This is a genomic window from Nitratireductor lacus, from assembly GCF_056431025.1.
Map to the genome: position 1 here is coordinate 207,804 of NZ_JBWKMB010000001.1, position 26,383 is coordinate 234,186.

A 26,383-nucleotide genomic window follows, 5' to 3' on the forward strand; every position below is an offset into this window, starting at 1 on the left:
CAGGCGTTTTTGCGGCTCATTGCCGCCAAAATCAACCGCAATGTGTTTGACGGGCCGACTCGGAAACCGGAAGTGCCGGGCTTGTCATCGCGCAACCGACGTCGCAGGGTGAAGATCGGAGACATCATGAGACGCATCACGCTGACACTCGCCCTGCTGGCACTCGGTACCTTTCCCACCGCAAGCGCCGACATTTCACGCACCTACAGCTATTTCTCCATCGGCGGCAAGACGCTGAGCGAAATTGAAGAACAGCTCCGCTCGCGTGGGCCGCATGTGCAGAGCACCGGGCAGAGACACCCCGGCGCAACACGCATGGAGTTCAAGACCAGGATAACCTACGAGGAAGAAAACCGGCGCTGCCGCATCGCCGACGTCAAGGTTTCGGTCAAGGCGCGGGTCTTCCTGCCCCGCTGGCGCAACCGAAGGACCGCGGGACCGGAAACCGCCCTCATCTGGGATACGCTGTCAAAAGACATCAAACGCCATGAAGAAAGCCATCTGGGAATTGCCAAACGCTACGCGCGCAGCATCGAAAGCGGGATTGGCGACCTTGCACCGCGCTCTTCCTGTGAAGCCCTGCAGGCGCGCGCCGAACAGGTGACGCAGAAGAAACTCGAAGAACACGATGCGGCACAGGCAAAATTCGATCGCATCGAAAGCGGCAATTTCGAGTGGCGCCTGATGCGCCTGCTCAACTACCGGCTGGAACAGCTCGAAAAGGGACGAAACCCCGGTTAGCGCACTTCACCGCGCAGATGCGGCCGTCGGACATCTCCAACTGACTGCAAACTCTTTTGCTCAGGCCTGACGCTCGGGAATGCGCACCACAAGACCATCGAGATCATCACGCACGATGATCTGGCAGGACAGGCGCGAGGTGGGCTGAACCTCGTAGGCGAAGTCCAGCATGTCTTCTTCCATCGCCTCAGGCTGGCCGACCGTATCGGACCACTGCTCGTCCACATAAACATGGCAGGTCGCACAGGCACAGGCTCCGCCACACTCGGCTTCAATGCCCGGCACGGCATTGCGGATGGCGTTCTCCATGACCGTGGAGCCGTTTTCGGCATCCACCTCAAAGCGCGTGCCATCGGGAACGATATAGGTGATCTTCGGCATGCGGATACTCGGCAGTTTTTTGGATTTGATGCGGGTGCGTGGAGATGGAGCGCGCAACTTCGGCGCGGCCTGTTGCGCTCCAAGTTTCGCGCATCACTTATGGTTTTTGGAGACGAAAGGCAATCCATGTACCGGGACGCGACATCGCATCAGCTTAATTCAGAAATGAATTCATTGGCTTCATGGATCAGGCTTACCAGGCGCATTATGCTCTCCTCGTCTGCCGGTTCTTTTTCGATACCAGCAGCACAGGCCGCAATTTCCATCGCGCCGACCCCTCGTGCCGATCCGACGAGTGCATGCGCCATCTCGCGCCTCGATTGAAGATCAGTAGTGCGGATGCGCTCACCGAGTCCTTCCGTCTGCCTGCGGAACATGCCGAGGACTTCAAGGGCCAGAGCCTGATCGCCCATGGTCTGACGCGAGAGGTGTTTTAGATCGACCGGTGTCGGGCCAGCGGACACGCACTCCTCCTCAAAAAGCTCTGCCTGATTTGATCCACGCATCGGTCCCCGGCTTCCTCTACGGCACCCTTCACACACTATTAATGCCGGATGGACAACGGGTTAACGGCTTCGCTTCAAAGCGACTCTTTCACCAAAAACGTCGTTAACCTTATGTTTAAACTTTTACACATCGGACCGATTGCATGTTTTCAACAGGCTCTTGTCCCATTACGATACGATTGGCTCAATTTGGGCATAGTGTCGGAGTACGAGGTTCCTCAAGTTTGCGTATGAGGCTCCGGCTGAGAGTAGCTGAGGTTTGGCGGTATGGCGCGTACAGTAGCAAAGAAAAATCAACCCAAGCGCGATTTTGCGAAGGAACTCGAGGATGCCCTCGATCTGGAGCTTGCAGACGGTCTGGAGAATGGCGACCTGGATATCGCCGCCTCTATGGAGGACCTGGAAGCGCAGATTTCTGCAGCGGCCGAGGAACTCGCGCGCGAAAACCGCGACAAGAACGGGGACGGCAAGGTCACCGTGAGCGAAAAGAAAAACACCTCGCCGTCCGCCAAGGAAACGGCTGGAAACGCCCCGGGTGCCAAGCCGACCACTCCGGCTTCCGGCGTTGCTGCGCCAGAGAAGGCAAGCCACCCCGTTTCCAAGCCTGCTAAAACCGAAGAAGCGCCTCTCGACCGCAAGAACCTCACACCGGTCGATCCGGCGCCCGAAAACACCGCTTCCCAGCCTTTCGCCCCCGCCAATGACGACCGGGCCGGGGATTTCAGTGCGGTCATGCGCAAATTCAACCGCCGCGCACCCAACACAGCCTATTGGCTGGTTGCGGCCCTCTCCGCCCTTTGGATTGGCGGCGGTCTTCTTCTCGGCCAGATGCTCTACGGCTCCGCGCTCTGGCAGATTCGCTCGACCGGTGCCCTTATGGCGGCACCGCACGCAATTGCGCTGCTCGTCGGCATTGTCGTCCCGGTGATCCTGTTCTGGGGGTTTGCCGTCATGGTGCGCCGCGCGCAGGAAATGCGTCTTGCCGCGCAATCGATGGCGGAAGCTGCCTTCCGTCTTGCCGAGCCTGAAAACCTCGCCCATGAGCGCATCATGACCGTTGGTCAGGCCGTGCGCCGTGAAGTGCAGGCCATGGGTGACGGCATGGACCGCACCCTCACCCGCGCCGTCGAGCTCGAATCCCTGGTCCACACCGAGGTGAGTGAACTGGAGCGCGCCTATTCGGAGAACGAATCGCGCATTCGCCACCTGGTGGACGGGCTTGGCTCGGAACGTGAAGGCATTGTCGGCCACGCTGAACGCGTACGCGCATCCATCGCCGGCGCACATGAAATCCTGAAGGACGAGCTGGACACTGCCGGCGAGCGCATCCGTGCGACCATCGCCGATGCTTCCAAGCAGCTTGCAGCCTCCGTCAACGCATCAAGTGAGGCGCTCCTGAAGCAGCTCGAAGGCACTGGCGGCACCCTGCACAAGGGCATCGACGATCGCATCCAGAGCCTTTCGGAACGCATCACCACCTCCGGTGACGCTGTCGCAAGCCTGCTCGACACGCGCATCGCGTCCCTGACCAGGGGCACGGAGGATGCAACACAGAACCTCGCCACGCTGTTCGACACGCGGATGGCTACGCTGGCGGAGCGGACCGACGAGGCGACTCAAAAGATCGGCGGCCTGCTCGATTCGCGCGTCTCGGCTCTGGCCGATGGCGCCGAAGAAGCCGCGACCAAGCTTGGCAACGTTCTTGATTCGCGTATCTCGGTGTTCAGCCAGAACACACAGGATGCGGAACAGACCCTGACGAAGGTTCTCGATTCGCGCCTCGGCACCCTCACCAAGGAGACCCAGGACGCGGCCCAGACGCTGGGCAATCTGTTCGATGAACGCATGGCAACCCTTGCCGAGCGTACCGACCAGACGACCCGGTCGCTCAACACGCTGTTCGAGACCCGCAGCTCGGCGCTGCTCTCCTCGCTGGGTGAGGCGACCGACTCCATGTCGAGCGAATTCGACACCCGTCTTGGCCAGCTCGAGAATGCCGTCACCGAACGTGGCCGGGCACTCATTGCCGAGTTCACCACCCGCGCCGAAGCGCTCGACGCAGGCACACAGAAGCTCAATTCGGCCCTGGAAGCGCGTGCGCGCAGCATCAATGAAACCCTCGTCGAGCGCACCCGGGAGATCGCCAACACCTTCGCACATGGCAAAGACGAGGTTTCGGCAGCCGTCGAAGCAGGCAAATCTGCGCTCGGCAGCGAGCTCTCCGACCTCGTGGCATCGACCAGCATCATGCTGGAGAACACCGCCGGCGAATTCGGCAAGCGTCTCGACCAGAACTGGTCGCAGATGGCCGCGCATTTCGATGAAGGCATTGAGCGTATCGACGCCACCCAGTCGCGCATGAGTGAGGCTGCACAGCGTCAAATCCAGGCCTTTGAAGAAACGCACCAGCGGCTTTCCGGTGCGCTCACCGAGGATATGGAGAAGCTCGATCTGGCACGTGCAACCTTCGAGGCCGGGATCGGAGAGCAGGTTCAGCAGCTTGCCAGGACACGCGACGGCTTTGGTCAGGCGCTCGACGCGAATATCGCCAAGATCGATGAGCACCGCTCGGCCCTCAATGCCGTGATCGAAGACGAGGCCCTGCGCGTCAATGAGATCTTCACCAAACAGACGGGGATCATCGAAGAGCGCACGCAGACCATGGAAAAAGCGCTTTCCATTGGCGTGGAGAATGTGCGCAGCACGCTCGAGAGCAGCGCCATCGTCGTCGCCGGAGCCCTGCGCGACAAGGTGATCGAGGCAACCTCGATGCTGAACGAGGAAGCTTCCAAGGTCTTTGAGGACGCCGACCAGCGCATCGCGGCGCGTGCCGAACAGACCGCGTCGACCCTTGGCGCACGTATCGAGGACATCGATCGCACCTTCGACGACGCCTCCGCGCGCTTCACCGAACGTGCCGGCGTGTTCGCACAGACATTTGCCGAAGTTGACGGCCGCATTGCAGCGCGTCTTGAATCGACCGCGGAAACACTGTCGCAGCACACAAGGGCGATTACCGACACGTTTGATGCCGCGGATCGCAGGCTCGTCAGCCGTGTCGACCAGACCACCGAGCAACTGGCGGCCCGCACCGAGGATCTGTCGAAAACCTTCGAGGATTTCGATCAGCGCATCATCGCCCGCACACATCAGACTTCGGCCGAGCTGGACGCACGCGCCAGTGCCATGGGCACTTCCCTTTCCAGCCTGCAGGAGCGCCTCTCGAACAGCGCCAGCATGATTGCGAGCGCGATTTCCGGCGGCATCAACGATGCAGACGCCCGCCTGCGCGAAAGCGCGGAATCGGTCGCCCAGCATGTCAACCAGCAGCTCTCGACGACGCAGGCGCGCCTTGTCTCCACAGCTGATACGATTGCCCAGACCTTCGCTTCGGTCGACGAGCACATTGGCAAGCGCACGAACGAGACCGTCTCAAACCTGGAAGAGCGGACCCGTGAGCTCAATGCGATCCTCGCCGGGCGCACCTCCGAGATGTCGCGCATTCTGGACGAGACGGCAAAACCGCTCGTGGAGCGTTTCGCAGCCAGCGGCGGGGAACTGCGCGAAAGCATCGAAGCGATCACGACGGAAACCACGCAGCGTCTGCAGTCCGAGAACGCGGCACTTCTCAACGCGCTCACCAACCGCACGAATGAAGCGCTTTCGGCCTTCGAACACGTGCAGTCGAGCCTCAGCGGTCATATCGATGAGCTTCTGCAGAAGCTTGGCGTTTCGGGTCAGCGTCTGGGCGCCTTGATCTCCACCGCTTCGAAAAATCTCTCCGAGGTCGACGAGCGGCTCAGCACCACTGCCACGAACTTCGCTGAAAATGCGGAGAAGGCAGCGGAGACCTTCTCCAATTCCGCAAGCCTCATCAATGCGAACTCGGGCCGCCTGGCCGATTTCTCCGACAGGACGCTGCGTGAGATTTCTGCCATCGCCAGCCGCTTCGAAGATCACAGCAAGGTGCTGGAAACGGCATCCGAGCTGCTCGAACGCGCGCAGTCCGGTTTGAGCGGCAATCTCGAAGACCGCCAGAAGGCTCTCGAAGCCCTCGCCTCCGGCCTGGCCGAGAAATCGGAGCACATCGAGCGGACGATGAATGCGTTCGAAGACTTTGTCGGGCGCACACTCACCTCCGCCGAGGGCCGCACGCAGCAATCGGTCGAGGGCATCCGCCAGTCGATCGCCGAGGTCGTTGAAGCGGCCACCAGCCGCTTCAGCGGGGCCACGGATGAAATCCGCCGCACGGCTGCTGAAATCCGCAACGAACTGGAACAGACCCGAAGCGACGTGAAGCGCGGCATCGCAGAACTGCCGGCTGAGGCCAAGCAGTCCACCTCGGCGATGCGCAACGCCATCACCGAACAGGTGAACGCGCTGAAGGAGCTTTCCGACATCGTGTCGAAATCCGGCCGGATGCATGGGCTCGACCAGCAAAGCGAAAGCCGCCTCGCAGCCGAGCCGGCTCCGCTGCGTCAGCCTTCGCCCACACCGGCACCGCGTGTATCTCAACCGGCCCCTGCCGCCGCGCAGCAGCCGGTGATCGAACGACCGCGCCAGTCGGCGCCAGCTTCACCGCGCCCGGCCGAGACCGCACGTGCCCCCCAGCAGGCAAATCAGCCCGCGGCGGGCGGCGGCTGGATCCGTGATCTTTTGCGCAGTGCTTCAAATGAGGAAAGTGGCGGCGAGCGTGACCGCCCGGCGCCTTCCGTTCAGAAGGAAGACCGTTCAGCCCTGCATGTCGTGGAATCGCTGAATTCGCTTTCCGTGGACATCGCCCGTGCAATCGACCATGAAGCATCGATCGACCTGTGGGACCGCTACCGCCGTGGGGAGCGCAATGTCTTCACGCGCCGGCTCTATACGCTGAAGGGCCAGCAGACTTTTGACGAAATCCAGAACAAGTATCGTTCCGATCCCGAGTTCCATTCGGCGGTCGATCTGTACTGCCGCGATTTCGAGAAACTTCTGCGCGACGTGTCGCGCTCGGATCGAGACAACATGATGACCCAGACCTATCTGACCTCGGACACGGGCAAGGTCTACACGATGCTGGCACACGCGAGTGGCCGTCTTCGCTAACACGAAACAGCATACAAGCTGAACGAACCGGACGGGCCCCTCGCGGGCCCGTTTCCTTTTGGATGGCAATCCGCAAACCGTTGTCTGGGCGCACGGCTCATGCTGGAACAACAAAAAGCCTTTGACAACGAAAGACACCGGAACTCCGATAGGATCTCACGCTCACGTTTCAGGCTCGGAGATGTCAATGAAGGCCGTGCTCTTTGAACGCTTCGCACAGGCGCCGCAGATCGCCACGCTGCCTGACCCCTCACCGGCCGAGCACGGGGTCGTCATCAAGGTTGAGGCCACGGGCGTTTGCCGAAGCGACTGGCATGGCTGGATGGGGCACGACCCTGATATCGAACTGCCACATGTTCCCGGCCACGAACTGGCCGGTACGGTGGAGGCGGTCGGCAAAGACGTTCAGCGGTGGAAGGTGGGCGACCGCGTTACTGTTCCCTTTGTCGGAGGCTGCGGTTCATGCCCCGAATGCCATGCCGGGCAGCAGCAGGTTTGCCACAACCAGTTTCAGCCGGGCTTCACGCACTGGGGTTCCTTCGCCGAATTCGTTGCAATTCACCAGGCCGATCTCAATCTCGTGGCATTGCCTGAAACCATGGATTTCGTGACCGCGGCCAGCCTTGGCTGCCGCTTCGCCACATCGTTTCGCGCGGTTGTGGATCAGGGCCGGGTTTCTGCCGGTCAATGGGTCTGCGTACACGGCTGCGGCGGCGTCGGGCTTTCCGCCATCATGATAGCCAGCGCCCTCGGTGCAAATGTGGTGGCAGTGGACATTGCAGAGGACAAGCTGGCCCTCGCCCGCGAACTCGGCGCAACCGCAACTGTTAACGCAGGAACGGTGACCAATGTTGCCGAAGCGGTCTTCGACATCACGAATGGCGGTGCCCATCTCTCCCTCGATGCGCTGGGCCATCCCGAAACCTGCTTCAACTCGATCCAGAATTTGCGCCGGCGTGGCAGGCATGTGCAGATCGGTCTGATGCTGGCTGAACACAGCGCGCCGCAGATTCCCATGGCGCGGGTCATCGCCCACGAACTGGAGATTCTGGGGAGCCACGGCATGCAGGCGCACCGCTATGACGCGATGCTGGCCATGATCCAGGCAGGCAAGCTCAGCCCTGAGCGGCTGGTGGGACAACAGATCAGCCTTGAAGAATCGATTGAAGCACTGATGGCGATGGACCGGTTCCAGTCTGTCGGTGCAACGGTGATCAACCGCTTCTGAAGAGCAGCGTTTGCGGGGATTCAGGTATTGGAGACAGTCCAGTCCACGAGATCCGCCATGGCCGTGCCGAAGGCGCGGTCAAGTGCCGTGGCGAACGCCTGCCCGCCGCTGCCGTTCACGGGGGTCGATGCGGTGAAGACGCGCGAAGCCCGTACGGTTCCGTTTCGGTCGTTCAGTATGCGAACGAAGATCTCGACCTCGGCGCGATCCTGTCCGTCGACACGCACATTGAAAGCACGCAGGTCTGCCAGAATCTGGTAGTCGATCGCCAGTCCCTCGCCCGGCATGCCGACGCCGCCGAAGCGGCCCGAACGCTGGTAGAGATCGGCCATGCGTGTCTGAACGATCCTCGGCAGCCGGTCGGCCCATCGGACGCCGCCCAGATACTGAATAGCGCCACTCGACGTCTTGACCACAATGTCCTGCCCGTCGAGCATCTTGATGGCCGTGGGCTCTGTGACAAGGATCTGTTTCCGGCTGACGCGGCGTCCGTCCTGCGAGACGGGGGGCGTGGTGAGATCGAAGGCATCCACGGGCGCAGGTCCGCCGCCCGGCAAGGCAGCACAGCCAGCCAGAACGCCCCCCAACGCCAGCAGCGCGATAATCCTCGCCCTCGTCCTCAAAAACCGCTCCTCAATCCGAACGCCGGAGAATCCGGCGGGATTCGCCCCTGAAACTTCTCAAAAAGCAAAAGACCCTGTCCCGAATTGTTTGGGATGATGTGGCTCGAATGTCAACGTCGGACCCGCCCGTCATAACGGCGAATCGTCCCATCGCCGCCAGTGATGATGCGTTGCGGGTTCTGCTCGAAATCCGTCACCGCGCTCTCAATCCGGTTGATCGAACGGCGAGCATCGCGCACCAGAGACTCGACCTCACGCAATCCACCTCCCGAGAAACGCTCCAGATTGCCTGAAATCGCATCCACACGGACGGTCAGCGTTTCGGCCATCTTGCGGAAAGACCTGAGTGTTTCGCGTGCATCGGCCATCAGACCGTCGCCATCACCGGATTCAAGCATACCGTCGAGCTTGGCGAGCACGGAATCGAGCCGCACCGACGATTTGTTCAGCTGGCTCGCCAGTTCGCTGGCATTGGTGATGAACTGGTCGATGTCGTCCTTGCGCTTGTCCACAGTTTCGCTGACATCGGCGATGCTTTTTGCAGCACGGTTCACGGTCGCGCTTGCCTGCTCGAAATTACCGACGGCGGATTTGACCGTAGCAGGATCGACGCTATCAAGAACGCCGTCGAGCTTGGCGAGTGTCTGGTTGGCATTGGTCGAGAAAGTGCCGATCGAACGCACGGTCTCATCGACGCTGGTCATGACCGTGTCGATGTTGCGGCTCGCCTTCTCCAGACGCCCCGAAAACTCGTCGAAATTGCCAACCATCGACGCAATCTTGTCACGGTCGACCGACGTAATCAGCTCCTCGGCGGCCTTCAGGGTGCTGTCGAGCTGCCCGGACACTTTTGAGATCGTTTCCGAGAGCGAACTCACATTGGCGAGGAATGTGTCGATGCCGGACGCATTGCGCTCCAGTGCCTCGGAAAAGCGCTGGACGTTCTTGACCGTATCCGTAAGCGGCTGCCGGGCGTCTTTCGTGAACCCTTCAAGCTGGGACACAACGGAATCAGCCCGCGTCAGAAGGCTTTGGGCCGTCTGCAGCAGATTGGTCACCGCCGAAGGGCTTGCCTGAATCTCCGCGACCGTGTCCCGCTCCTCGGCCAGGTCAAACAGATTGGGCTCGTTGAGATCACCGCCCGTCAGCTCGATGTTTGCCGTTCCGGTGAGGCCCGCAAGCCCGACATCCGCCTTTGTGGATTGCGTGATCGGGGTCAGACGGTCCACTTCCGCGTCGGCGATCGCGACACTCGGGTTGGAAAGATCCAGATAGACGCGGCGCACATCCCCCACCTTCACGCCGTTGAAGAGCACCGCGCTGCCACGCGAGAGGCCGGATGCGGAACCGGGAATGCGAAACCGCAGAACCGCGGTCTCGCCCCGGTCGCCGATATTGGCGGTCCAGTAAACGAAACCGAACGCAGCCAGGATGACCAGAACGGTGAAGAAGCCGACAAGAACGTAGTTGGCTCTGGTTTCCATGATAACCTGCTAACCTCTCGCGGAACGGTCGATCTGCCGGGCCCGCTTTCCCCTGAAATAGGCTTTCACCCAAGGATCATCGCATGCGAGCATGTCCTCGACCGTGCCTTCGACGAGAACACGTTTGCCACCGAGAACAGCGATGCGGTCGCATGCCGTCAAGAGACTGTCGAGATCGTGGGTGACCATATAGACCGTCAGCCCCATCGTGTCGCGCAGTTTCCCGACCAGCTCATCGAACTCAGCCGCACCGATCGGGTCAAGGCCGGATGTCGGCTCGTCCAGAAAAACGATATCCGGATCAAGTGCGAGGGCGCGCGCAAGAGCAGCCCGCTTGATCATGCCGCCCGAGAGTTCGGATGGGTATTTCGTTGCTGCATTGCGTGGCAGACCGACAAGTTCAAGCTTCAGATAAGCCAGCTCATCCATCAGCGCGCGCGGCAGGTCGAGATATTCACGCATCGGCACCTGGATGTTCTCGAGCACCGTCAGCGCTGAAAACAGCGCGCCGTGCTGAAAGAGAACCCCCTGATGCATATCGACCCTCAGGCGTTCCTCATCCGTCGCAGCGTCAAGGTCCTGTCCAAGCAGGTGGATCGTGCCCGAGCGTTTTCGCACGAGACCGAGGATCGTGCGCAAAAGCACCGATTTTCCAGCTCCCGACGCACCGACAAAGCCAAGAATTTCGCCCCGATAGACGTCGAGCGAAAGACCGTCGAGCACCAGCGTATCACCGAAACCGACAGTGACGTCGCGTACGGAAAGAACCACATCCCGCGACTGCGCCACCTGCTCTTCCTGCCGTTCCTCGATCACCACCATGCCGCCACCTAGAAATCGATTGCTGCGTAGAAAATGGCGAACATCCCATCAACGACGATCACGACGAAAATCGCCTTGACCACGGACGCAGTGACGTGACCGCCGAGGGACTCGGCACTGCCTCCCACCTTCATCCCCTCGATGGAGGCAATAATACCGACGATCAGCGCCATGAAGGGCGCCTTGATCAAACCGGCAAAGATTGTTGAAAGATCGATCGAATCCCTGAGGCGATCAATGAAGGCCTCGGGCGGGATACCTGAATAAAGCCAGGCAATGAGCATCGCGCCGCCGAGTGCCGCGAAATTTGCAACGATGGTGAGACAGGGCACCCCGACCATCAGGGCGACCAGACGCGGAAAGACCAGAACGCCGACCGGGTTGAGGCCGATGACCGTCAGCGCATCCACTTCCTCGCGCATCTTCATGGAGCCGATTTCGGCGGTGATGGCGCTGCCGGAGCGACCGGCAATCATGATCGCCGTCATCAACACGCCAAGCTCGCGCAGGATCAGGATTCCGACAAGATCGACCACGAAGATCTCGGCACCGAAATAGCGCAACTGAAAGGCACCCTGCTGGGCAATGATGGCGCCGACGATGGCAGACATCAGAACGATGATCGGCACTGCGCCCACGCCCATCCGGTCGATCTGGTTGACAATGGCGGCAGGGTTGATCGCGTGCGCGCGGCCAAGCTTCATCTGGGCGCCACCGATGGTAGCGCCAAGAATATGCGCACCATAGACGATATCGTCCCGCGCCTCATACATGGCGCGGCCGATCCGCTCCAGGAGGCTGACAAGCAGCGAACTCTTTTGGCGCGGCCTGCTCTCGCCGTCCTGCTCGACCGCATCGCGCACCGCAGGCAGGAGTATCTTGGCAGCTTCGCTCTCGCCGGTGACGGTCACATCGGCACCGCGCGTCTGATGCGCATGGACGAGGCGCTCGATGATCCAGGCGCCAGCCGTATCGAGGTTGGTGATACCGGAAAGGTCCACGGAAACGCGCTGCAAACCGTCCTGCGCCTCCAGCGTGCGCATGCGGGCATCGACCCTGGCGACAGTCCGCGTGTTCCAGGCCCCCGAAAGGCGGCAGGAGAGCGCGCCGCCCTTCGTGTCCGTCTCGAGACGGGGCTCGCCATTCTGGCCGGCTGGACGCCCTGCGTCGCTTGCGTCGTCAACGGAATTGGTCAACATGGCACCATCATTAGTGTGGAGCAGGTCCAAAGGGAACCGGTTGCCGGTCCGCAGAAGGGCCATATAAGGCATGTTCCTCCGATAATTGTGATTTTTGCGAGAAGAAGGGTGGAAATGACACGCGAACTGGCCACAAACACCGAAGGTTTTCCCATTGCAGGTGTCTTCACAATCTCCAGAGGCTCGCGCACCGAGGCGCGAGTCGTCACCTGCACGGTGAGCGAAAACGGCGTTCGCGGCCAGGGGGAATGCGTGCCTTACCCGCGTTACGGCGAATCGGAGGACAGCGTAATCGCTCAGATTGAGTCAGCGCGCGAGGACATTGCCAACGGCATCAGCCGCGCCGACCTCGTCACCTCCATGCCAGCCGGTGCTGCCCGCAACGCCGTCGATTGCGCTCTTTGGGATCTCGAAGCGAAGCTTTCGGGCAGGCGCGCTTCCGCGACGGCCTGCACCATTCCGCCACGCCCGTTGCAGACGGCCTATACGATTTCGCTCGCCGCACCTGAGGAAATGGCAGCACAGGCGCGCGCGCATGCAACGCGTCCTCTCCTGAAGGTGAAGCTCGGCGGTGAAAACGATGCGGCACGCATTCATGCCGTGGCGGGTGCTGCCCCCGACAGCCGCCTGATCGTCGATGCCAATGAAGGCTGGACCGAAGGAAACATCCGCGAAAACATGCTGGCGGCAGCAGAATTCCACGTTGCCCTGATCGAACAGCCGCTACCCGCCGGAAAGGACGGGATTCTGCGCGACATCCCGCACCCGGTGCCAATCTGCGCGGATGAGAGCGTGCACACCGCCGACAGCCTCCCCGAACTTGCCGGGCTCTACGATTTCGTCAACATCAAGCTCGACAAGACCGGCGGCCTCACAGCGGCGCTGGACCTGCGCGACCGCGCTCGTGAAATGGGGTTTGGCGTGATGGTGGGATGCATGGTGGGCACGTCGCTCGCCATGGCACCGGCGGTGCTGCTGGCCCAGGGCGCCGATTTCGTGGACCTGGACGGCCCGCTGCTTCTGGCGAAGGACCGTCCGCACGGACTGAGCTATTCCGGCTCACTAGTCTCGCCCCCTTCGCCGCAGCTCTGGGGCTGAAGGCGCTTTGGCGATCAGGGCCGCTCAGGCGGCCTTGATCCGCTCCCCCTGAAATGCAGCAACGATGGCGCGCTCCTTCGAAGCCGCAGCCGCAGACTCGACATCGAGAATCTGCGCCCACGTGATAATCTCGAAGCTGCCGTCGAAATTCTCGGCAAGCGCCGTGCAGCTTTCGACCCAGTCGCCCGTGTTCATGTAGCTTATGCCGCGAATGTCTTCCATCGCGGCATGATGGATGTGTCCGCAGATAACGCCGTCAACCTCGGAGCGCTGGGCTTCCTGGGCAAGCACGTCCTGGAACGAGCTTATGAACTTGACCGCCTTCTTGACCTTGATCTTTGCCCAGGAAGAAAACGACCAGTATGGACGTCGAAGAAACCGCCGCACGCGCGCGATGACACGGTTGATGACAATGGCGAGGTCGTAGGCCTTGTCGCCCAGATAGGCAAGCCAGCGCACATTATGCACGACCTGGTCGAACTGATCGCCGTGGATGACGAGAAATCTGCGCCCGTCTGCGGCCTCGTGGATCACGCGGTCAGCAACGACGATGCCGCCGAAGTGGACGCCCTGAAACGAGCGAAGAAACTCATCGTGGTTGCCCGCGATGTAGGTGATCTCGGCTCCCTTGCGCGCCTTGCGCAGGAGCTTTTGCACCACATCATTGTGCGCCGCCGGCCAGTGCCACGAGCGCTTGAGACGCCAACCGTCGACAATGTCTCCGACCAGATAAATCTGCTCCGCATCGTGATAGCGCAGAAAATCGATCAGAAACTCGGCCTTCGCCGGCTTCGAGCCGAGGTGGATGTCGGAGATGAAGAGTGCGCGAAATTTGCGGTGTTCAGCGCCGGTCATTGTCCCGCCTGAGCCTTGTTAAGTCGCGCATTCTATGGCCCGATTCATGTCACAGACATATGACGACTACCGTTTCGATACGGAAAAATGGCGTTGAAGAACGGCAAAACGCCGCGCCGGGCACGATTCCGGCGTATGAAACTGCTTCTCGACATTCAGCGCTGGAAAAAGCGCCGGCGAGCGCCTAAGCACATGAGACGATTCATACCGTTTGAGCGCCGCGACCTTTCAGGTTCCGATGACGCCCGAACACCGTGCCGCAAGCCAAACGGCCACGCCGCCAGAGCCATGATGTGGAGCCGCTGATGTCAACCAAGAACAAGAAACCACAGAGATCAGAATTCGACGAAGCCGCGCTCTTCTTTCACCGCCATCCCACTCCCGGAAAGCTGGAAATTCAGGCCACCAAGCCACTGGGTAACCAGCGTGACCTGGCGCTTGCCTATTCGCCCGGCGTCGCCGCCCCCTGCATGGCCATCCATGACGATCCGAAAAGTGCTGCGGACTATACGGCACGGGCCAATCTCGTGGCCGTGGTCTCCAATGGTTCAGCCGTGCTCGGGCTCGGCAATATCGGCCCGCTCGCTTCCAAGCCGGTGATGGAGGGCAAGGCGGTTCTGTTCAAAAAGTTTGCCGGCATAGACGTGTTCGACATCGAGATCGACGCGCCGGAAATCGACCGCATGGTGGAGACGGTCGCGGCACTCGAACCGACCTTCGGCGGCATCAATCTGGAGGACATCAAGGCACCCGAATGCTTCGAGGTCGAGGAACAGTTGAAAGCCCGCATGGGCATTCCGGTGTTCCATGACGACCAGCACGGCACAGCCATCATTGTGGCCGCGGCCGTTCTGAACGGCCTCGAACTGGCCGGCAAGGACATCGCCTCGGCAAAGATAGTTTCTTCGGGCGCGGGAGCGGCCGCGCTTGCCTGTCTCAACCTGCTCGTTTCGCTTGGTGCGAAGACCGAAAACATCTGGCTTACGGATCGGCACGGCGTCGTCTATGAGGGCCGCAGGGAAGAGATGGACCGCTGGAAAGCGCCCTATGTGAAAGACACGGACGCCCGCAAGCTGGCCGAAGTGATCGGCGGAGCGGATGTGTTCCTCGGGCTCTCGGCGGCTGGAGTGCTGAAGCCGGAAATGCTGGCGGACATGGCCGAAAAACCGCTGATCCTGGCGCTCGCCAATCCTGTGCCCGAGATCATGCCGGACGTGGCACGCGAAGCGCGGCCTGACGCCATGATCTGCACCGGGCGCTCGGACTTCCCGAACCAGGTGAACAACGTTCTGTGCTTCCCCTACATCTTCCGCGGGGCGCTCGACGTGGGTGCGACCGCGATCAACGAGGAGATGAAGCGCGCTGCCGTCAAGGCAATCGCGGGCCTCGCCCGCGAAGAACCATCCGATGTCGCAGCACGCGCCTATTCGGGCGAGACACCAATCTTCGGCCCGGACTTTCTGATCCCCTCACCCTTCGATCCGCGTCTCATCCTGCGCATCGCACCGGCTGTTGCCGAAGCGGCCATGAAGAGCGGTGTCGCGGCGCGCCCCATCGAGGACATGGACCAGTATCTCGACCGGCTGAACCGCTTCGTGTTCCGCTCCGGCCTGGTGATGAAACCCGTCTTCTCGGCAGCCAAGGGCGCGGGCACCAAGCGTGTGATCTATGCAGACGGAGAGGACGAACGGGTGCTGCGCGCAGCCCAGGTCGTGATCGAAGAAGGCATAGCCGAACCCATCATCATCGGCCGCCCGCACGTGGTGGAAACGCGCCTGAAGCGCTATGGCCTGCGTATTCGTCCCGGCGAGGATTTTTCGATCATCAACCCGGAAGACGATCCGCGCTATCGCGACTATGTTGATCTTCTGGTGCAACTGGCCGGCCGGCGCGGCGTGACGCCCGAAGCCGCGCGCACCCTTGTACGCACGAACACCACCGTGATTGCAGCCATCGCCATGATGCGCGACGAGGCAGACGCCATGATCTGCGGTCTTGAAGGCCGGTTTGAGAAGCACCTGCGCTACGTAGACATGATCATCGGCAAGCGTGAAGGCGTTTGCGACCTCTCCACGCTCTCCATGCTGATCTCGCAGTTCGGTGTAACATTCTTTACGGACACTTATGTCACGCTTTGTCCCTCGGCCTCGGAAATCGTCGAGACGACGATTCTTGCAGCGGAGGAGATCCGTCGTTTCGGCATAGAGCCCAAAGCGGCGCTTTTGTCGCACTCCAACTTCGGCTCGCGCGATTCTGAGAGCTCGATCAAGATGCGCGAGGCAGCATCGATGTTGAAACGTGTTGCCCCCGATCTCGTGTCCGACGGTGAAATGCACGGTGATTCCGCACTTTCGGAAGTGCTGCGCCAGCGCGTGTATCCACAGGCATCGCTCTCCGGCGAAGCAAATCTTCTCGTGTTCCCAAGTCTGGATGCAGCAAACATAACGCTGACCACATTGAAGATCATGACCGATGCGCTGCATGTCGGCCCGATCCTGCTCGGAACGGCCATGCCCGCCCACATTCTGACACCCTCCGTCACCTCGCGCGGCGTCGTGAACATGACCGCACTTGCGGCCGTCGAAGCCCTGCAAAAGAGCAAGGCCGTTATGACGAGCTGAAACTTCCAGAAAAAATTAGGTTGCTATCAGACCCTCAATACGCGATAAGGTTGCATTTCTAACTGTAACTTAACCTGATTGGCCTATCTTTCGCCAAGTGACTGACAGTTCCCGTGATACCGGAACGAGCGTGTCTGCGCGTCAGTCGGTGTTGGGCAGGCGGGGCGGGAAATGCATCTGGGTGGCAAGTATCTATTGCGTTTTGTTTTTCTGGCCGTCACTGCCGCGCTAGGTTTGACGGCAACAGTCGTAGACGCCAATGCGAAATCGCGAACCTGCAGAAATCTCGAAATGCAGCTTGCAGCCGCCTCGCCGCGCTCGTCGGCAAAGGCCGGAGGCTACGACCGCGCGATAGCGAAGCAGCAGCACCAGCTTGGTATTGTGCGTTCACGCCTGAGGCAGTCGCGGTGCGGTCTCGGTATCTTCAAGAACCGCAGCAGCCAATGCACTGACTTAAGAAAATCGGAAGCCCGCATGGCGAAGAACCTCGCCAGTCTGCGTAGTCAGCGAGGGCGAAAAGGCGGCGCTTCGGGCAAAGAACGCGCCCGGCTCCGCACAGCGTTGAAAGACAACAATTGTTACGCAAAAAAGAGTCTGCAACAGGCGGAAAGAAAGAAACCGAAACAGGCCGCCTCATCCGGCAGCGCCAAAAAGCCGAACCGTCCCGGAACTGTCTATCAGACCATGTGCGTGCGCGCATGCGACGGATACTATTTTCCGATCTCATTTTCGGTTGCGAAGGACAAATTTTCCAGAGACCAGAAGACCTGCGAGGCGCGCTGTCCGGGCTCCGAGGTTGCGCTCTACGCGCATGACGTTCTGAACGAAGAAGCCGAAGACATGGTTTCGGTTGCCGATGGCACCCCGTATCGCGCGTTGCCCAAAGCGTTCAGCTACCGCCGAACCGGCGTTTCGCGCGACACCTGCAGCTGCCGAAAGGACAGGCGTTTCACAATCATCGCCGGGGAAAGGACTGTCGACGCACGCACTCCCGTGCATACCCGACCGGCTCCCGCACGCGAAACCCGGTTGGTGGCGAAAGAGATGTCCGGCGAGACTTCAGCAAGCTTCTACATCGCGACACCCCCCAGACGAGACCCGGCGCAAGACAATGCAGCGGCAGTGCATGTAAAAGGGGATGCTCCCGTCAACCAGGTGCTGGAAGACGATGCAGCCCAGCGCCGTGTCAGGATAGTCGGGCCAGCGTTTCTTCCCGACCCAGAAGAGGCAATAGACCTGCGAGCTCCGGCCCCTGCTCCCGCCCCGTAAGGGCGATGCGGAGCGGCATAAAAAGGCCACGCCCCTTACGCCCCGTCTCGGCCTTGACGGCCGCCGTCCATACGCGCCAGGTTTCGGCGTCCCATGGCTCCTGAGGCAGGAGCTTCCCCGCCTCGCGAACAAAGATGCGGTCTTCGTCCGAAAGAACCGCATCCTGCGCCGGCTTCCCGCGAACGATGGTCCACCAGTCCGCCGCTTCCGCGACGGTCTCCAGATTGCCGCGCACGGCAAGCCAGAAGGCTTCTGCATCATCGCCGGCAATGCCAAGGGCGGCGAGCCGCTCTCTCACATCGCTGAACGTCATCATCTGAATGAGATGCCGGCTGAGGCCAGAAAGCTCCGCCGGATCGAACTTGGCAGCCGATTTCGACGTGGAGGTCGGATCGAACAGCGCCGCCAGTTCATCCATCGAGGAGGCTGCGGTAACGTTTTCGGATGTGCCTATGAGAACCGCAAGCGACGCGAGCGCCATCGGCTCGATGCCCGCATCACGCAAACTGGCAACGGAGAGAGCCCCGGTGCGCTTCGAAAGCCCCTCGCCTGACACCGTTGTCAGCAGATTGTGATGGCCGAAGGCCGGCGGCTCGGCGCCAAGCGCCCTGAAGAGCGCAATCTGCGCGCCCGTATTGGTGACGTGATCGTCACCGCGGATGATATGCGTCACGCCAAGGTCGATGTCATCAACAACGGAGGGCAGCGTGTAGAGATACGTGCCGTCCGCACGGATCAGAACAGGATCGGACATGGAGGCCAGATCGACCGTCTGCGGCCCGCGCACCACATCGTCCCAATGCACCTCCGTACGACTGGTCACGAAAGGATCGTCGGCGAAATTCGGGAGAAGAAAACGCCAGTGCGGCCTGCGCCCCTCGGCTTCCAGCGCCGACTTCTCCGCATCTGTGAGTTTCAGCGCCTCGCGGCCATAGACGGGCGGCAGACGGCGCGACAGGCGTATCTTGCGCCGGCGTTCAAGCTCTTCCGGCGTCTCGTAGCAGGGATAGAGAAGCCCGGCCGCCTTCAGCTTTTCAGCGGCGGAATCATAGCGGTCGAATCGGCCCGACTGAGCAACCGTTTGATCCGGTTCGATACCGAGCCAGGCCAGGTCGCAGGCGATGCCATCGGCATATTCCTGACGCGAGCGCTCTGCATCCGTGTCGTCGAAGCGCAGGATGAAGCGGCCATTCAGCTTTTTCGCATAAAGCCAGTTGAAGAGCGCGGTACGCGTGTTGCCAATATGAATGTGGCCGGTCGGAGACGGCGCGAAACGAACGGTGACTGTCATGGGTGCGGGGGTATCCAAAAGCGCCTCGCTTGGCAAGAAAAACGCGGCCCTCAGGCAGATTGCAGGCGGGCATTGAGCCCGCGCGAAACAAACAGGAGCATCACGCACGCCGCCAGGCAGTAAACGCCCATCACCCCGATCTGCAGCGGATAGCCAACGCCGCGGTCGATCAAGAAGCCTGTAATGCCCGGCCCCATGGCGGTGGCAAAGACCATGATTGCAACGGTCAGTGCGCGAATGGAACCCAAATGTCTGATGCCGTAAACCTCCGGCCAGAGCGCGCCGAAAAGCGTCGAGGAAAAGCCATAGGAAACGCCCATCAGCCCCATGAAGGCAAAGGCGCTCCACTGGGCTTCGCTACCGGCGAGAATGAGGCAGGCCGCCCCGAGTGGAACAAGGAAGCCTGGCAGAAGCGCGACGGCTGAAAAACGATCGATCAACTGGCCCGAGATCAGTGCGAAGACGACCGTCATGGACGCCATGAAGGTGAAGGAGGAGGCGAACACCTCCAGAGACCAGCCACGCAGTTCCACAAGATAGATCTGGTGAAAGAAGATCGTGGTGCCGATGAAGCCCGGCGCCATGACACCGAGAAGCAGGAGATAAAAGACGGGATCGCGCAGCACTTCCCCACGCGTCCAGTCACGTACCGTGCTCCTGCGCGCCGCCGGATCGCCAGCGCGTGGCGCACGTTCCACCGCAATCAGGCCGGAGATGACCGGCAACGCAAAGACGAGAAGAAGTGCGGCAGCGATGAACCAGCTATTGCGCCAGCCGACCAGCGCGGCAATGGCGACGAAGGCCAGCGGCAGGGTCGCCTCGCCGACATTGTGACCAAGCGTTGCGACGGAAACAGCCCGGCCGCGCTGCGCGGAGAACCATCGCCCCATGGCGGTCAGCGAGTTGTGCGTCATCATCCCCTGCCCGAACAGTCGCAGCATGTAGATCGTCACCACAAGCACCACGAGCGAATGCGAAAGCGCCATCGACACACAGGCAAGCGCCAGAAGCGGAATGATGATGAAGGCGACCCTGCGCGCCGAATAGCGATCGACGATCTGGCCGAGCCGCGGCAGGGTAAAGGCGCTGGCGAGCGTGGCCAGCATGTAGAGCGTGCCGAAGGCACCGTGCGACAGACCGTATTCGGCGCGGATATCGCCGGCAGACAGCGAAATGAAGAAGGTCTGGCCGAAGGATGAAAACAGTGTCAGAAGAAACCCGCCCGCAAGCCAGCGCGCGTTGTCGCGAAGAAACATCAGATAGGACATGAGCGGAACTCTGGTGCCGGGCAAGTTGCGGCGTAGAAACACTGCAAAACGAATTGCAGGCATCGTAAACGCAGGAGGAAAAAGCGCAATGGCCGCATAGCGCCGATTGGATGCGCCAGCCCCTTGCAAAATACATAAGAATCGACTTATCTATTCCCATGAGCGAAGCAGACATCTTCAAGGCCCTCGCCGATCCGACACGCCGGCAGATGCTCGAACGATTGAGCGGAGGCGAACGAAATGCGACCGAACTGCGGGAGGGGCTGGCCATGTCGCAGCCGGCGGTCTCGCAGCATATCGCCGTGCTGCGCGACGCCGGCCTGATTGAGGAAGAGAAATCCGGACGGCAGATGCGCTACCGCATAAGGCCGGATGGAATGGCGCCGGTGGTCGACTGGCTTACACGCTATCGCGGCTTCTGGCCCGAACGGGTCGAGAGGCTCAAAACACTGCTCAGGGAGATGGACCAGTGAGCGACGCCAACACTGAAAACACGAACGAAAACATTGTTCTGGAGTGCCTTCTGGAATCTCCGCCCGAAAAAGTCTGGCGCGCACTTACTGTTCCCGAACTTGCGGCAGGCTGGCTTGGTGAGCCCGGTAACGGCGGTCGGGACCCGGCTTATGAAATTCTCGACACTGAGCCCTGTTCGCGTGTGCGCTATACTTGGCGTGACGAGGAGACCGACGCGCCAGACACGCTGGTGACCTTCGAGATCAGCCCTGCACCCGACGGCAATACGTGGTTTCGTCTAACCCACAGCCACTGCGCCGTGCCACGCCTGGCTGCAAACAGCAACGGCGCGCCGACGGCACGCGCTGCCTGACATCCACCAGAACCGCCCCAGAACCGCCCCAGAACCGACATTGAGAAAAAGGAGATCGCGATGCGCGACACGATGGCGCTCGTCCCCATGGTCGTGGAGCAATCGCCGAGAGGCGAACGCTCCTTCGACATCTATTCGAGACTTCTGCGAGAGCGGATCATCTTCCTCAATGGCGAGGTCAATGACGACTCGGCCGCACTCATCTGCGCGCAGCTTCTATTCCTGGAATCGGAGAATCCCGAGCGCGAGATTTCCTTCTACATCAACTCGCCGGGCGGCGTGGTGTCGAGCGGCTTCGCAATCTATGACACGATGATCTTCATCAACAGCCCGGTGGCGACCGTCTGTATGGGTACCGCCGGTTCCATGGGATCGTTCCTTCTGATGGCGGGGGAACCAGGCCGGCGCGCGGCACTTGCCAATGCCAGCGTCGTTCTGCACCAGCCCTCCGGCGGCTTTCGCGGTCAGGCATCCGATGTGCAGCGTCACGCGGAGGACATATTGAAGCTGAAGCGCCGGATGATCCGGCTCTATGCGGAACATTGCGGGCGCACTGAAGAGGAAGTGGAACGCACGCTCGACCGCGACTTCTTTATGACCGCACAGGAAGCCTGCGACTGGGGTCTTGTCGACCGGGTCTACTCAACCCGGGCGGATCTGGAGCGCCAGAAAGCGCAATAGTCTGCCAACTCCTGAAAGCTGTTCTCTAACAGCTCGTTACGAGCGATCCCTGAATCTGTTCGTGATCGGATAACGACGGTCCCGCCCGAAATTCTTCTTCGTGATCTTCACGCCGGGCGCGGCCTGCCGCCGCTTGTATTCTGCAATATAGAGCAGGTGCTCGACGCGATGCACCGTCTCGCGCTCATGGCCCCGCGCAACGATCGCATCGACACTCATCTCGCCTTCGACCAGGCATTCCAGAATGTCGTCGAGCACCGGATAGGGCGGCAGTGAATCCTGGTCCGTCTGATCGGGACGAAGCTCGGCCGACGGCGCCTTGTCGATGATGTTTTGCGGGATGACCTCGCCGGAGGGTCCGAGCGCACCGGGTGGCACGGTCGTGTTGCGCCAGGACGACAGGGCATAGACCTGCATCTTGTAGACATCCTTGATCGGATTGAAGCCACCGTTCATGTCGCCATAGAGCGTGGCGTAGCCGACCGACATCTCCGACTTGTTGCCGGTGGTAACAACCATCGAACCGAACTTGTTGGAAACGGCCATGAGGATCGTGCCACGGGTGCGGCTCTGCAGGTTCTCCTCCGTCACCCCCTCTGCGGTGCCTTCAAAGAGCTGGCCAAGCGCGTTCGAAAATCCCTCGACTGGTTCCGAAATCGGCACGATGTCATAGCGACAACCGAGTGCACGGGCGCAGTCTTCGGCATCCTTCAATGAATCCTTCGAGGTATAGCGGTAAGGCATCATGATGCAGCGCACCCGCTCCTCGCCCAGCGCATCGACGGCGAGTGCAGCGCAAATCGCCGAGTCGATGCCGCCCGAAAGACCAAGAACCACATTCCTGAAGCCGTTCTTGTTCACATAGTCGCGCAGACCCAGCATGCAGGCGCGATAATCGGCCTCTTCCTTCTCCGGGATCCTCGACATGGGGCCGTCGTCGCAGCGCCAGCCCTCGCCCTCGCGCTTCCAAGCGGAGACGGAGACTGCCTCCTCAAACTGGCTCATCTGGAATGCAAGCGATTTGTCGGCCTGGATGGCAAAGGAAGCGCCATCGAAGACGAGTTCGTCCTGCCCGCCAAGCTGATTGGCGTAAAGGATCGGCAAGCCGCTTTCGATGACCTGGCGAATGACAACCTGGTGACGCACCTCGACCTTGCCGCGATAATAAGGTGAGCCGTTCGGCACCAGCAAAATCTCGGCGCCGGATTCGGCCAGTGTCTCGCAGACATCGAGTTCACCCCAGATATCCTCGCAAATCGGGATACCTATTCGGATGCCGCGGAAATTCACGGGCCCCGGCATATCCGGGCCTGGCTGAAAGACACGTTTCTCGTCAAATTCCCCGTAATTGGGCAGGTCGAGTTTGTATCGCTCGGCGATCACCTTGCCGCCATCAAGCACCATGATCGCATTGTGCAGACCGCTCTTGCGCTTCAGCGGCACACCGATGATGACGCCCGGACCGCCATCCTTTGTGTCATCGGCAAGTGCCTGGACCGCTGTCTCGCAGGCCTCCACAAACGCTGGTTTGAGGACGAGGTCCTCCGGCGGATACCCGGCAATGAACAGCTCGGTGAACAGGACGAGATCGGCCCCATGGCGCGCAGCGTCCGCCCGTGCCTCGCGCGCCTTCGCCAGATTTCCCGCAACATCGCCAACGACTGGATTAAGCTGTGCAGTGGCAATACGCAGAATGTCAGAAGGGGCAGACTTGGGAGGCATGACGTTCCTGTTCGGTGAGGCAAGGACGGCGAAGTGTCTAAAGCGTGTAGCCTTTGCACCCCATGCTTGCAACACTCCGGCGTGTATCAGAGGCCGACGCCAAGCCCCTCTTCACTTCTATCCAGAATGAGCGGAATGATGAGATCCTCCTCATCGTCCAGATGACGCAGCAGCATGGCGAGCAGAGCCTCGTTTTCCCGCGCATAGGCATCAGCGGCAAAGCGCACTTGATCGCCGTCCGCCTGAAGTGCCTGCAAAAACGCCGTACCACTCTCAGCATTGCGCTCCAGCGCGTCATGGATGACGTGATGGTCGCTGTCGAGCAAATCAAAACCGTGCTTCATGCGCGGCTCCGCTTTTGCAAAGACCGGGAAATAGTGCATGTCCTCGATTTGATGATGCCCGTGAAGCTGCTGCAGGAAAAAGCGCAGGCGAGGCGCGAACCAGACAGCGAAATCGCGCGGAGCGAGCTTCTGCTCCCGATAATCGCCCATGCCTGCCTTCAACATGCCGCCAAGCTCACGAAACATGTCGTGACGCTGCAGCCAGAACCGTGCCATCTCGCCAAGGTTCGGATGCGACGGCCAGACCTCTCGTGGGTATTTCTCCACGAGATAACGCAGATCGGCAGGCAATCCGTTCCGGGTCTCAAGATTCGGCATTTCTGGCAGCATCGTCATTCGTTGCGCCTGGTTTGAGCGACGGAAACACTCGGACTGCCAAGCGCGTGTTGGGGCAGCCCATCCGCAATAGCATAGAAGTCGCCCCTGTCGGCCACGAAAATGTGGCTTTCGGCCGCGAGGCCTGATGGCAGGTCGAAGGCACCGGCCAGAATCGAGATCTTGTCCGCATCATTGCGCTTCCAGAACAGGGCGGAGCCACATGTCCTGCAGAAACCGCGTTTGGCAAAATCGGAGGCCGCATACCAGGTGATGTTCCCCTCGCCTTCAATGACGACGTTAGACACATCGACATCCGTCGCGGCATAGTAGAGCCCTGTCTGCTTGCGGCATTGCGAGCAGTGACAATAGACAACGCCGCGCAGCGCGCCCCTGGTGCAAAAACGGACCGCACCACACAGGCACGATCCGCTGTTTTCTTTCGTCATGGTTCCCTCCGAACGCGATCCAGTCGTATCCGGAGCCATGTTTATCAGCTTAAAGCCGCAGGCAACATCAACTATGCCTGAAGTTAAGCATCAGGCGGCTTCAGCCGTTGGCAACCCTGTCTGCCGGCAGGGCCTCGCGGTCTTTCTTCAGGAGTTCGGCCACCAGGAAAGACAGCTCAAGCGCCTGATCTGCATTGAGACGCGGGTCACAATGGGTGTGGTAGCGATCCTGAAGCTCCTCGTCGCGGATGGCGCGCGCGCCGCCCGTGCACTCGGTGACGTTCTTGCCGGTCATCTCCACATGCAGGCCACCCGGATGCGATCCTTCGGCGCGATGCACCTCGAAGAAGGTCTGAACCTCCTTGAGGATGCGGTCGAAGGGCCGCGTCTTGTAACCGGCCGCGGTGACGGTGTTGCCGTGCATCGGATCGCACGACCAGACGACCTTCCGCCCTTCCTTCTCCACCGCGCGGATGAGCCTGGGCAGGTATTCACCCACCTTGTCCGCGCCGAAGCGTGCAATCAGGGTCAGGCGACCGGGCTCGTTTTCCGGGTTCAGAATATCGATCAGCTCGATCAGACCGTCGGGCGAGATCGAGGGACCGCATTTCAGGCCAAGCGGGTTCTTGATGCCGCGGCAGTATTCCACATGCGCGTGATCGGGCTGGCGCGTGCGATCGCCGATCCAGATCATGTGACCGGATGTTGCATACCAGTCGCCGGAGGTGGAATCGACGCGCGTGAGCGCCTCCTCGTAGCCAAGAAGCAGCCCCTCATGGCTCGTGTAGAAATCTGTCTCGCGCAGCGCATGCGTGCTTTCGCCGGTAATGCCGATGGCGCGCATGAAATCGACCGTCTCGGAGATGCGATTGGCCAGCTCCTGATAGCGCTCGGCCTGCGGACTGTCGGACAGGAAGCCTAGCATCCACTTATGGACGTTTTCCAGATTGGCGAAACCGCCCTGCGCAAACGCGCGCAGAAGGTTCAGCGTTGCCGCCGACTGGCGGTACACCATTTCCTGGCGAGCCGGATCGGGAATGCGCGAGGCTTCGTCGAATTCAATACCATTGATGATGTCACCGCGGTAACTCGGCAGCACCACATCACCCTTGGTCTCGTTGTCGGAGGAGCGCGGCTTTGCGAACTGGCCGGCAATGCGCCCGACCTTCACCACCGGCTGCGAGCCGGCATAGGTCAAGACAACGGCCATCTGCAGAAAGGCGCGGAAGAAGTCGCGGATATTGTCGGCACCGTGCTCGGCAAAACTCTCGGCGCAGTCACCGCCCTGGAGCAGAAACCCGTTGCCTTCAGCCACAGCAGCGAGCTGCTTCTTCAGCTTGCGCGCCTCACCTGCAAAAACGAGCGGCGGATACGTGGCCATGCGCGCCTCGACCTCGGCCAGGGCGTCAGCGTCCGGATAAGCCGGAACCTGCAGGATTGGCTTGTTTCTCCACGAATTTGGCGACCACTTCGTCATCTTGCTTACTCGACAGTTGCTATAGGATCATGCCCTCTATCCGCTGAAATCTCCAAGACGGATACTGGAAGGCCGCTTTCTTAACCAAAGGAAGCGTC

22 protein-coding genes are annotated in these 26,383 nt (G+C 60.7%); 9 read left to right on the top strand and 13 right to left on the bottom strand.

Annotation, left to right across the window (positions count from 1 at the left end; all coding sequences use genetic code 11):
• Positions 1 to 126: 126 nt before the first annotated feature.
• Entirely contained in the window at positions 127 to 741 is a 615-nt protein-coding gene (locus AC07E3_RS01090; RefSeq protein WP_336068638.1) for a DUF922 domain-containing Zn-dependent protease, read from the top strand.
• 60 nt (positions 742 to 801) lie between these two features.
• Here the strand turns inward: AC07E3_RS01090 and AC07E3_RS01095 are convergent, their stop codons facing one another.
• Both AC07E3_RS01095 and AC07E3_RS01100 read right to left on the bottom strand, forming a co-directional pair.
• Positions 802 to 1,122 carry a 2Fe-2S iron-sulfur cluster-binding protein gene (locus AC07E3_RS01095; RefSeq protein ID WP_065815193.1) on the bottom strand — a complete coding sequence of 107 codons (321 nt, stop codon included), beginning with the start codon at positions 1,120 to 1,122 and terminating at the stop codon, positions 802 to 804.
• A 149-nt stretch (positions 1,123 to 1,271) separates the two neighbouring features.
• Positions 1,272 to 1,628 carry an Hpt domain-containing protein gene (locus AC07E3_RS01100; RefSeq protein WP_478360039.1) on the bottom strand — a complete coding sequence of 119 codons (357 nt, stop codon included), beginning with the start codon at positions 1,626 to 1,628 and terminating at the stop codon, positions 1,272 to 1,274.
• Between the two features lie 267 nt (positions 1,629 to 1,895).
• On the opposite strand from AC07E3_RS01100, the gene AC07E3_RS01105 reads away from it, so the two are divergent.
• Both AC07E3_RS01105 and AC07E3_RS01110 read left to right on the top strand, forming a co-directional pair.
• On the top strand, positions 1,896 to 6,713 hold the full coding sequence (locus tag AC07E3_RS01105; RefSeq protein WP_478360040.1) for an apolipoprotein A-IV repeat region-like domain-containing protein: 4,818 nt from the start codon (positions 1,896 to 1,898) through the stop codon (positions 6,711 to 6,713).
• Positions 6,714 to 6,900: 187 nt separating this feature from the next.
• Complete coding sequence (locus AC07E3_RS01110; protein ID WP_478360041.1) at positions 6,901 to 7,941, top strand: zinc-dependent alcohol dehydrogenase family protein; 1,041 nt, start codon at positions 6,901 to 6,903, stop codon at positions 7,939 to 7,941.
• Between the two features lie 20 nt (positions 7,942 to 7,961).
• Here AC07E3_RS01110 and AC07E3_RS01115 read toward each other — a convergent pair whose 3' ends face one another.
• The 4 genes from AC07E3_RS01115 to AC07E3_RS01130 form a co-directional block, all read right to left on the bottom strand.
• Positions 7,962 to 8,564, bottom strand: a complete 603-nt coding sequence (locus AC07E3_RS01115) for an ABC-type transport auxiliary lipoprotein family protein (RefSeq protein WP_336068628.1) — start codon at positions 8,562 to 8,564, stop codon at positions 7,962 to 7,964.
• A 110-nt stretch (positions 8,565 to 8,674) separates the two neighbouring features.
• Positions 8,675 to 10,048, bottom strand: coding sequence for an MlaD family protein (locus tag AC07E3_RS01120; protein ID WP_464580180.1), 1,374 nt, complete (start codon positions 10,046 to 10,048; stop codon positions 8,675 to 8,677).
• Between the two features lie 9 nt (positions 10,049 to 10,057).
• On the bottom strand, positions 10,058 to 10,870 hold the full coding sequence (locus AC07E3_RS01125) for an ABC transporter ATP-binding protein (protein ID WP_336068623.1): 813 nt from the start codon (positions 10,868 to 10,870) through the stop codon (positions 10,058 to 10,060).
• An 8-nt stretch (positions 10,871 to 10,878) separates the two neighbouring features.
• Positions 10,879 to 12,069 carry an ABC transporter permease gene (locus AC07E3_RS01130; RefSeq protein WP_478360042.1) on the bottom strand — a complete coding sequence of 397 codons (1,191 nt, stop codon included), beginning with the start codon at positions 12,067 to 12,069 and terminating at the stop codon, positions 10,879 to 10,881.
• 114 nt (positions 12,070 to 12,183) lie between these two features.
• Between AC07E3_RS01130 and dgcA the strand changes: the two genes are divergently transcribed.
• A complete protein-coding gene (dgcA, locus tag AC07E3_RS01135; RefSeq protein ID WP_478360043.1) occupies positions 12,184 to 13,167 on the top strand; it encodes an N-acetyl-D-Glu racemase DgcA in 984 nt (327 codons plus the stop codon).
• A gap of 24 nt (positions 13,168 to 13,191) precedes the next feature.
• Here the strand turns inward: dgcA and AC07E3_RS01140 are convergent, their stop codons facing one another.
• Entirely contained in the window at positions 13,192 to 14,022 is an 831-nt protein-coding gene (locus AC07E3_RS01140; RefSeq protein ID WP_336068614.1) for a UDP-2,3-diacylglucosamine diphosphatase, read from the bottom strand.
• Between the two features lie 305 nt (positions 14,023 to 14,327).
• On the opposite strand from AC07E3_RS01140, the gene AC07E3_RS01145 reads away from it, so the two are divergent.
• On the top strand, positions 14,328 to 16,643 hold the full coding sequence (locus tag AC07E3_RS01145) for an NADP-dependent malic enzyme (RefSeq protein WP_336068612.1): 2,316 nt from the start codon (positions 14,328 to 14,330) through the stop codon (positions 16,641 to 16,643).
• Positions 16,644 to 16,814: 171 nt separating this feature from the next.
• Entirely contained in the window at positions 16,815 to 17,912 is a 1,098-nt protein-coding gene (locus AC07E3_RS01150; protein ID WP_478360044.1) for a DUF2865 domain-containing protein, read from the top strand.
• Here AC07E3_RS01150 and gltX read toward each other — a convergent pair.
• Both gltX and AC07E3_RS01160 read right to left on the bottom strand, forming a co-directional pair.
• The gene (gene gltX, locus AC07E3_RS01155; RefSeq protein ID WP_478360045.1) at positions 17,830 to 19,203 is read right to left on the bottom strand and encodes a glutamate--tRNA ligase; all 1,374 of its coding nucleotides are present in this window, start codon (positions 19,201 to 19,203) and stop codon (positions 17,830 to 17,832) included. The genes AC07E3_RS01150 and gltX overlap by 83 nt on opposite strands.
• A 50-nt stretch (positions 19,204 to 19,253) precedes the next feature.
• Positions 19,254 to 20,471 (bottom strand): MFS transporter, encoded by a 1,218-nt coding sequence (locus tag AC07E3_RS01160; protein ID WP_478360046.1) that lies wholly within the window; start codon positions 20,469 to 20,471, stop codon positions 19,254 to 19,256.
• Positions 20,472 to 20,629: 158 nt separating this feature from the next.
• On the opposite strand from AC07E3_RS01160, the gene AC07E3_RS01165 reads away from it, so the two are divergent.
• From AC07E3_RS01165 to AC07E3_RS01175, 3 genes are read left to right on the top strand one after another with little or no spacing between them, the layout of a single operon-like run.
• Positions 20,630 to 20,944 (top strand): ArsR/SmtB family transcription factor, encoded by a 315-nt coding sequence (locus tag AC07E3_RS01165; protein WP_478360047.1) that lies wholly within the window; start codon positions 20,630 to 20,632, stop codon positions 20,942 to 20,944.
• Positions 20,941 to 21,297 carry an SRPBCC family protein gene (locus tag AC07E3_RS01170; protein WP_336068600.1) on the top strand — a complete coding sequence of 119 codons (357 nt, stop codon included), beginning with the start codon at positions 20,941 to 20,943 and terminating at the stop codon, positions 21,295 to 21,297. Before AC07E3_RS01165 ends, AC07E3_RS01170 begins: the two co-directional genes overlap by 4 nt.
• Positions 21,298 to 21,357: 60 nt before the next feature.
• On the top strand, positions 21,358 to 21,978 hold the full coding sequence (locus tag AC07E3_RS01175) for an ATP-dependent Clp protease proteolytic subunit (RefSeq protein WP_478360048.1): 621 nt from the start codon (positions 21,358 to 21,360) through the stop codon (positions 21,976 to 21,978).
• Between the two features lie 36 nt (positions 21,979 to 22,014).
• Here the strand turns inward: AC07E3_RS01175 and AC07E3_RS01180 are convergent, their stop codons facing one another.
• From AC07E3_RS01180 to AC07E3_RS01195, 4 genes are all read right to left on the bottom strand, one after another.
• Positions 22,015 to 23,700 (bottom strand): NAD+ synthase, encoded by a 1,686-nt coding sequence (locus AC07E3_RS01180; protein ID WP_223003974.1) that lies wholly within the window; start codon positions 23,698 to 23,700, stop codon positions 22,015 to 22,017.
• 86 nt (positions 23,701 to 23,786) lie between these two features.
• Positions 23,787 to 24,380 carry a hemerythrin domain-containing protein gene (locus AC07E3_RS01185; protein ID WP_478360049.1) on the bottom strand — a complete coding sequence of 198 codons (594 nt, stop codon included), beginning with the start codon at positions 24,378 to 24,380 and terminating at the stop codon, positions 23,787 to 23,789.
• Positions 24,377 to 24,808, bottom strand: coding sequence for a GFA family protein (locus tag AC07E3_RS01190; protein ID WP_478360050.1), 432 nt, complete (start codon positions 24,806 to 24,808; stop codon positions 24,377 to 24,379). The genes AC07E3_RS01185 and AC07E3_RS01190 overlap by 4 nt, the downstream gene beginning before the upstream one ends.
• 100 nt (positions 24,809 to 24,908) lie before the next feature.
• Complete coding sequence (locus AC07E3_RS01195; protein WP_478360051.1) at positions 24,909 to 26,285, bottom strand: class II 3-deoxy-7-phosphoheptulonate synthase; 1,377 nt, start codon at positions 26,283 to 26,285, stop codon at positions 24,909 to 24,911.
• Positions 26,286 to 26,383: the final 98 nt, after the last annotated feature.

Coding starts and splice junctions, on each gene's coding strand:
- AC07E3_RS01105 (WP_478360040.1), top strand. CDS start 1,896: ATGGCGCGTACAGTAGCAAAGAAAAATCAACCCAAGCGCGATTTTGCG.
- AC07E3_RS01110 (WP_478360041.1), top strand. CDS start 6,901: ATGAAGGCCGTGCTCTTTGAACGCTTCGCACAGGCGCCGCAGATCGCC.
- AC07E3_RS01175 (WP_478360048.1), top strand. CDS start 21,358: ATGCGCGACACGATGGCGCTCGTCCCCATGGTCGTGGAGCAATCGCCG.
- AC07E3_RS01185 (WP_478360049.1), bottom strand. CDS start 24,380: ATGACGATGCTGCCAGAAATGCCGAATCTTGAGACCCGGAACGGATTG.
- AC07E3_RS01150 (WP_478360044.1), top strand. CDS start 16,815: ATGCATCTGGGTGGCAAGTATCTATTGCGTTTTGTTTTTCTGGCCGTC.
- AC07E3_RS01180 (WP_223003974.1), bottom strand. CDS start 23,700: ATGCCTCCCAAGTCTGCCCCTTCTGACATTCTGCGTATTGCCACTGCA.
- AC07E3_RS01120 (WP_464580180.1), bottom strand. CDS start 10,048: ATGGAAACCAGAGCCAACTACGTTCTTGTCGGCTTCTTCACCGTTCTG.
- AC07E3_RS01195 (WP_478360051.1), bottom strand. CDS start 26,285: ATGACGAAGTGGTCGCCAAATTCGTGGAGAAACAAGCCAATCCTGCAG.
- gltX (WP_478360045.1), bottom strand. CDS start 19,203: ATGACAGTCACCGTTCGTTTCGCGCCGTCTCCGACCGGCCACATTCAT.
- AC07E3_RS01145 (WP_336068612.1), top strand. CDS start 14,328: ATGTCAACCAAGAACAAGAAACCACAGAGATCAGAATTCGACGAAGCC.
- AC07E3_RS01160 (WP_478360046.1), bottom strand. CDS start 20,471: ATGTCCTATCTGATGTTTCTTCGCGACAACGCGCGCTGGCTTGCGGGC.
- AC07E3_RS01100 (WP_478360039.1), bottom strand. CDS start 1,628: ATGCGTGGATCAAATCAGGCAGAGCTTTTTGAGGAGGAGTGCGTGTCC.
- AC07E3_RS01090 (WP_336068638.1), top strand. CDS start 127: ATGAGACGCATCACGCTGACACTCGCCCTGCTGGCACTCGGTACCTTT.
- AC07E3_RS01095 (WP_065815193.1), bottom strand. CDS start 1,122: ATGCCGAAGATCACCTATATCGTTCCCGATGGCACGCGCTTTGAGGTG.
- AC07E3_RS01130 (WP_478360042.1), bottom strand. CDS start 12,069: ATGTTGACCAATTCCGTTGACGACGCAAGCGACGCAGGGCGTCCAGCC.
- AC07E3_RS01190 (WP_478360050.1), bottom strand. CDS start 24,808: ATGACGAAAGAAAACAGCGGATCGTGCCTGTGTGGTGCGGTCCGTTTT.
- dgcA (WP_478360043.1), top strand. CDS start 12,184: ATGACACGCGAACTGGCCACAAACACCGAAGGTTTTCCCATTGCAGGT.
- AC07E3_RS01140 (WP_336068614.1), bottom strand. CDS start 14,022: ATGACCGGCGCTGAACACCGCAAATTTCGCGCACTCTTCATCTCCGAC.
- AC07E3_RS01165 (WP_478360047.1), top strand. CDS start 20,630: ATGAGCGAAGCAGACATCTTCAAGGCCCTCGCCGATCCGACACGCCGG.
- AC07E3_RS01125 (WP_336068623.1), bottom strand. CDS start 10,870: ATGGTGGTGATCGAGGAACGGCAGGAAGAGCAGGTGGCGCAGTCGCGG.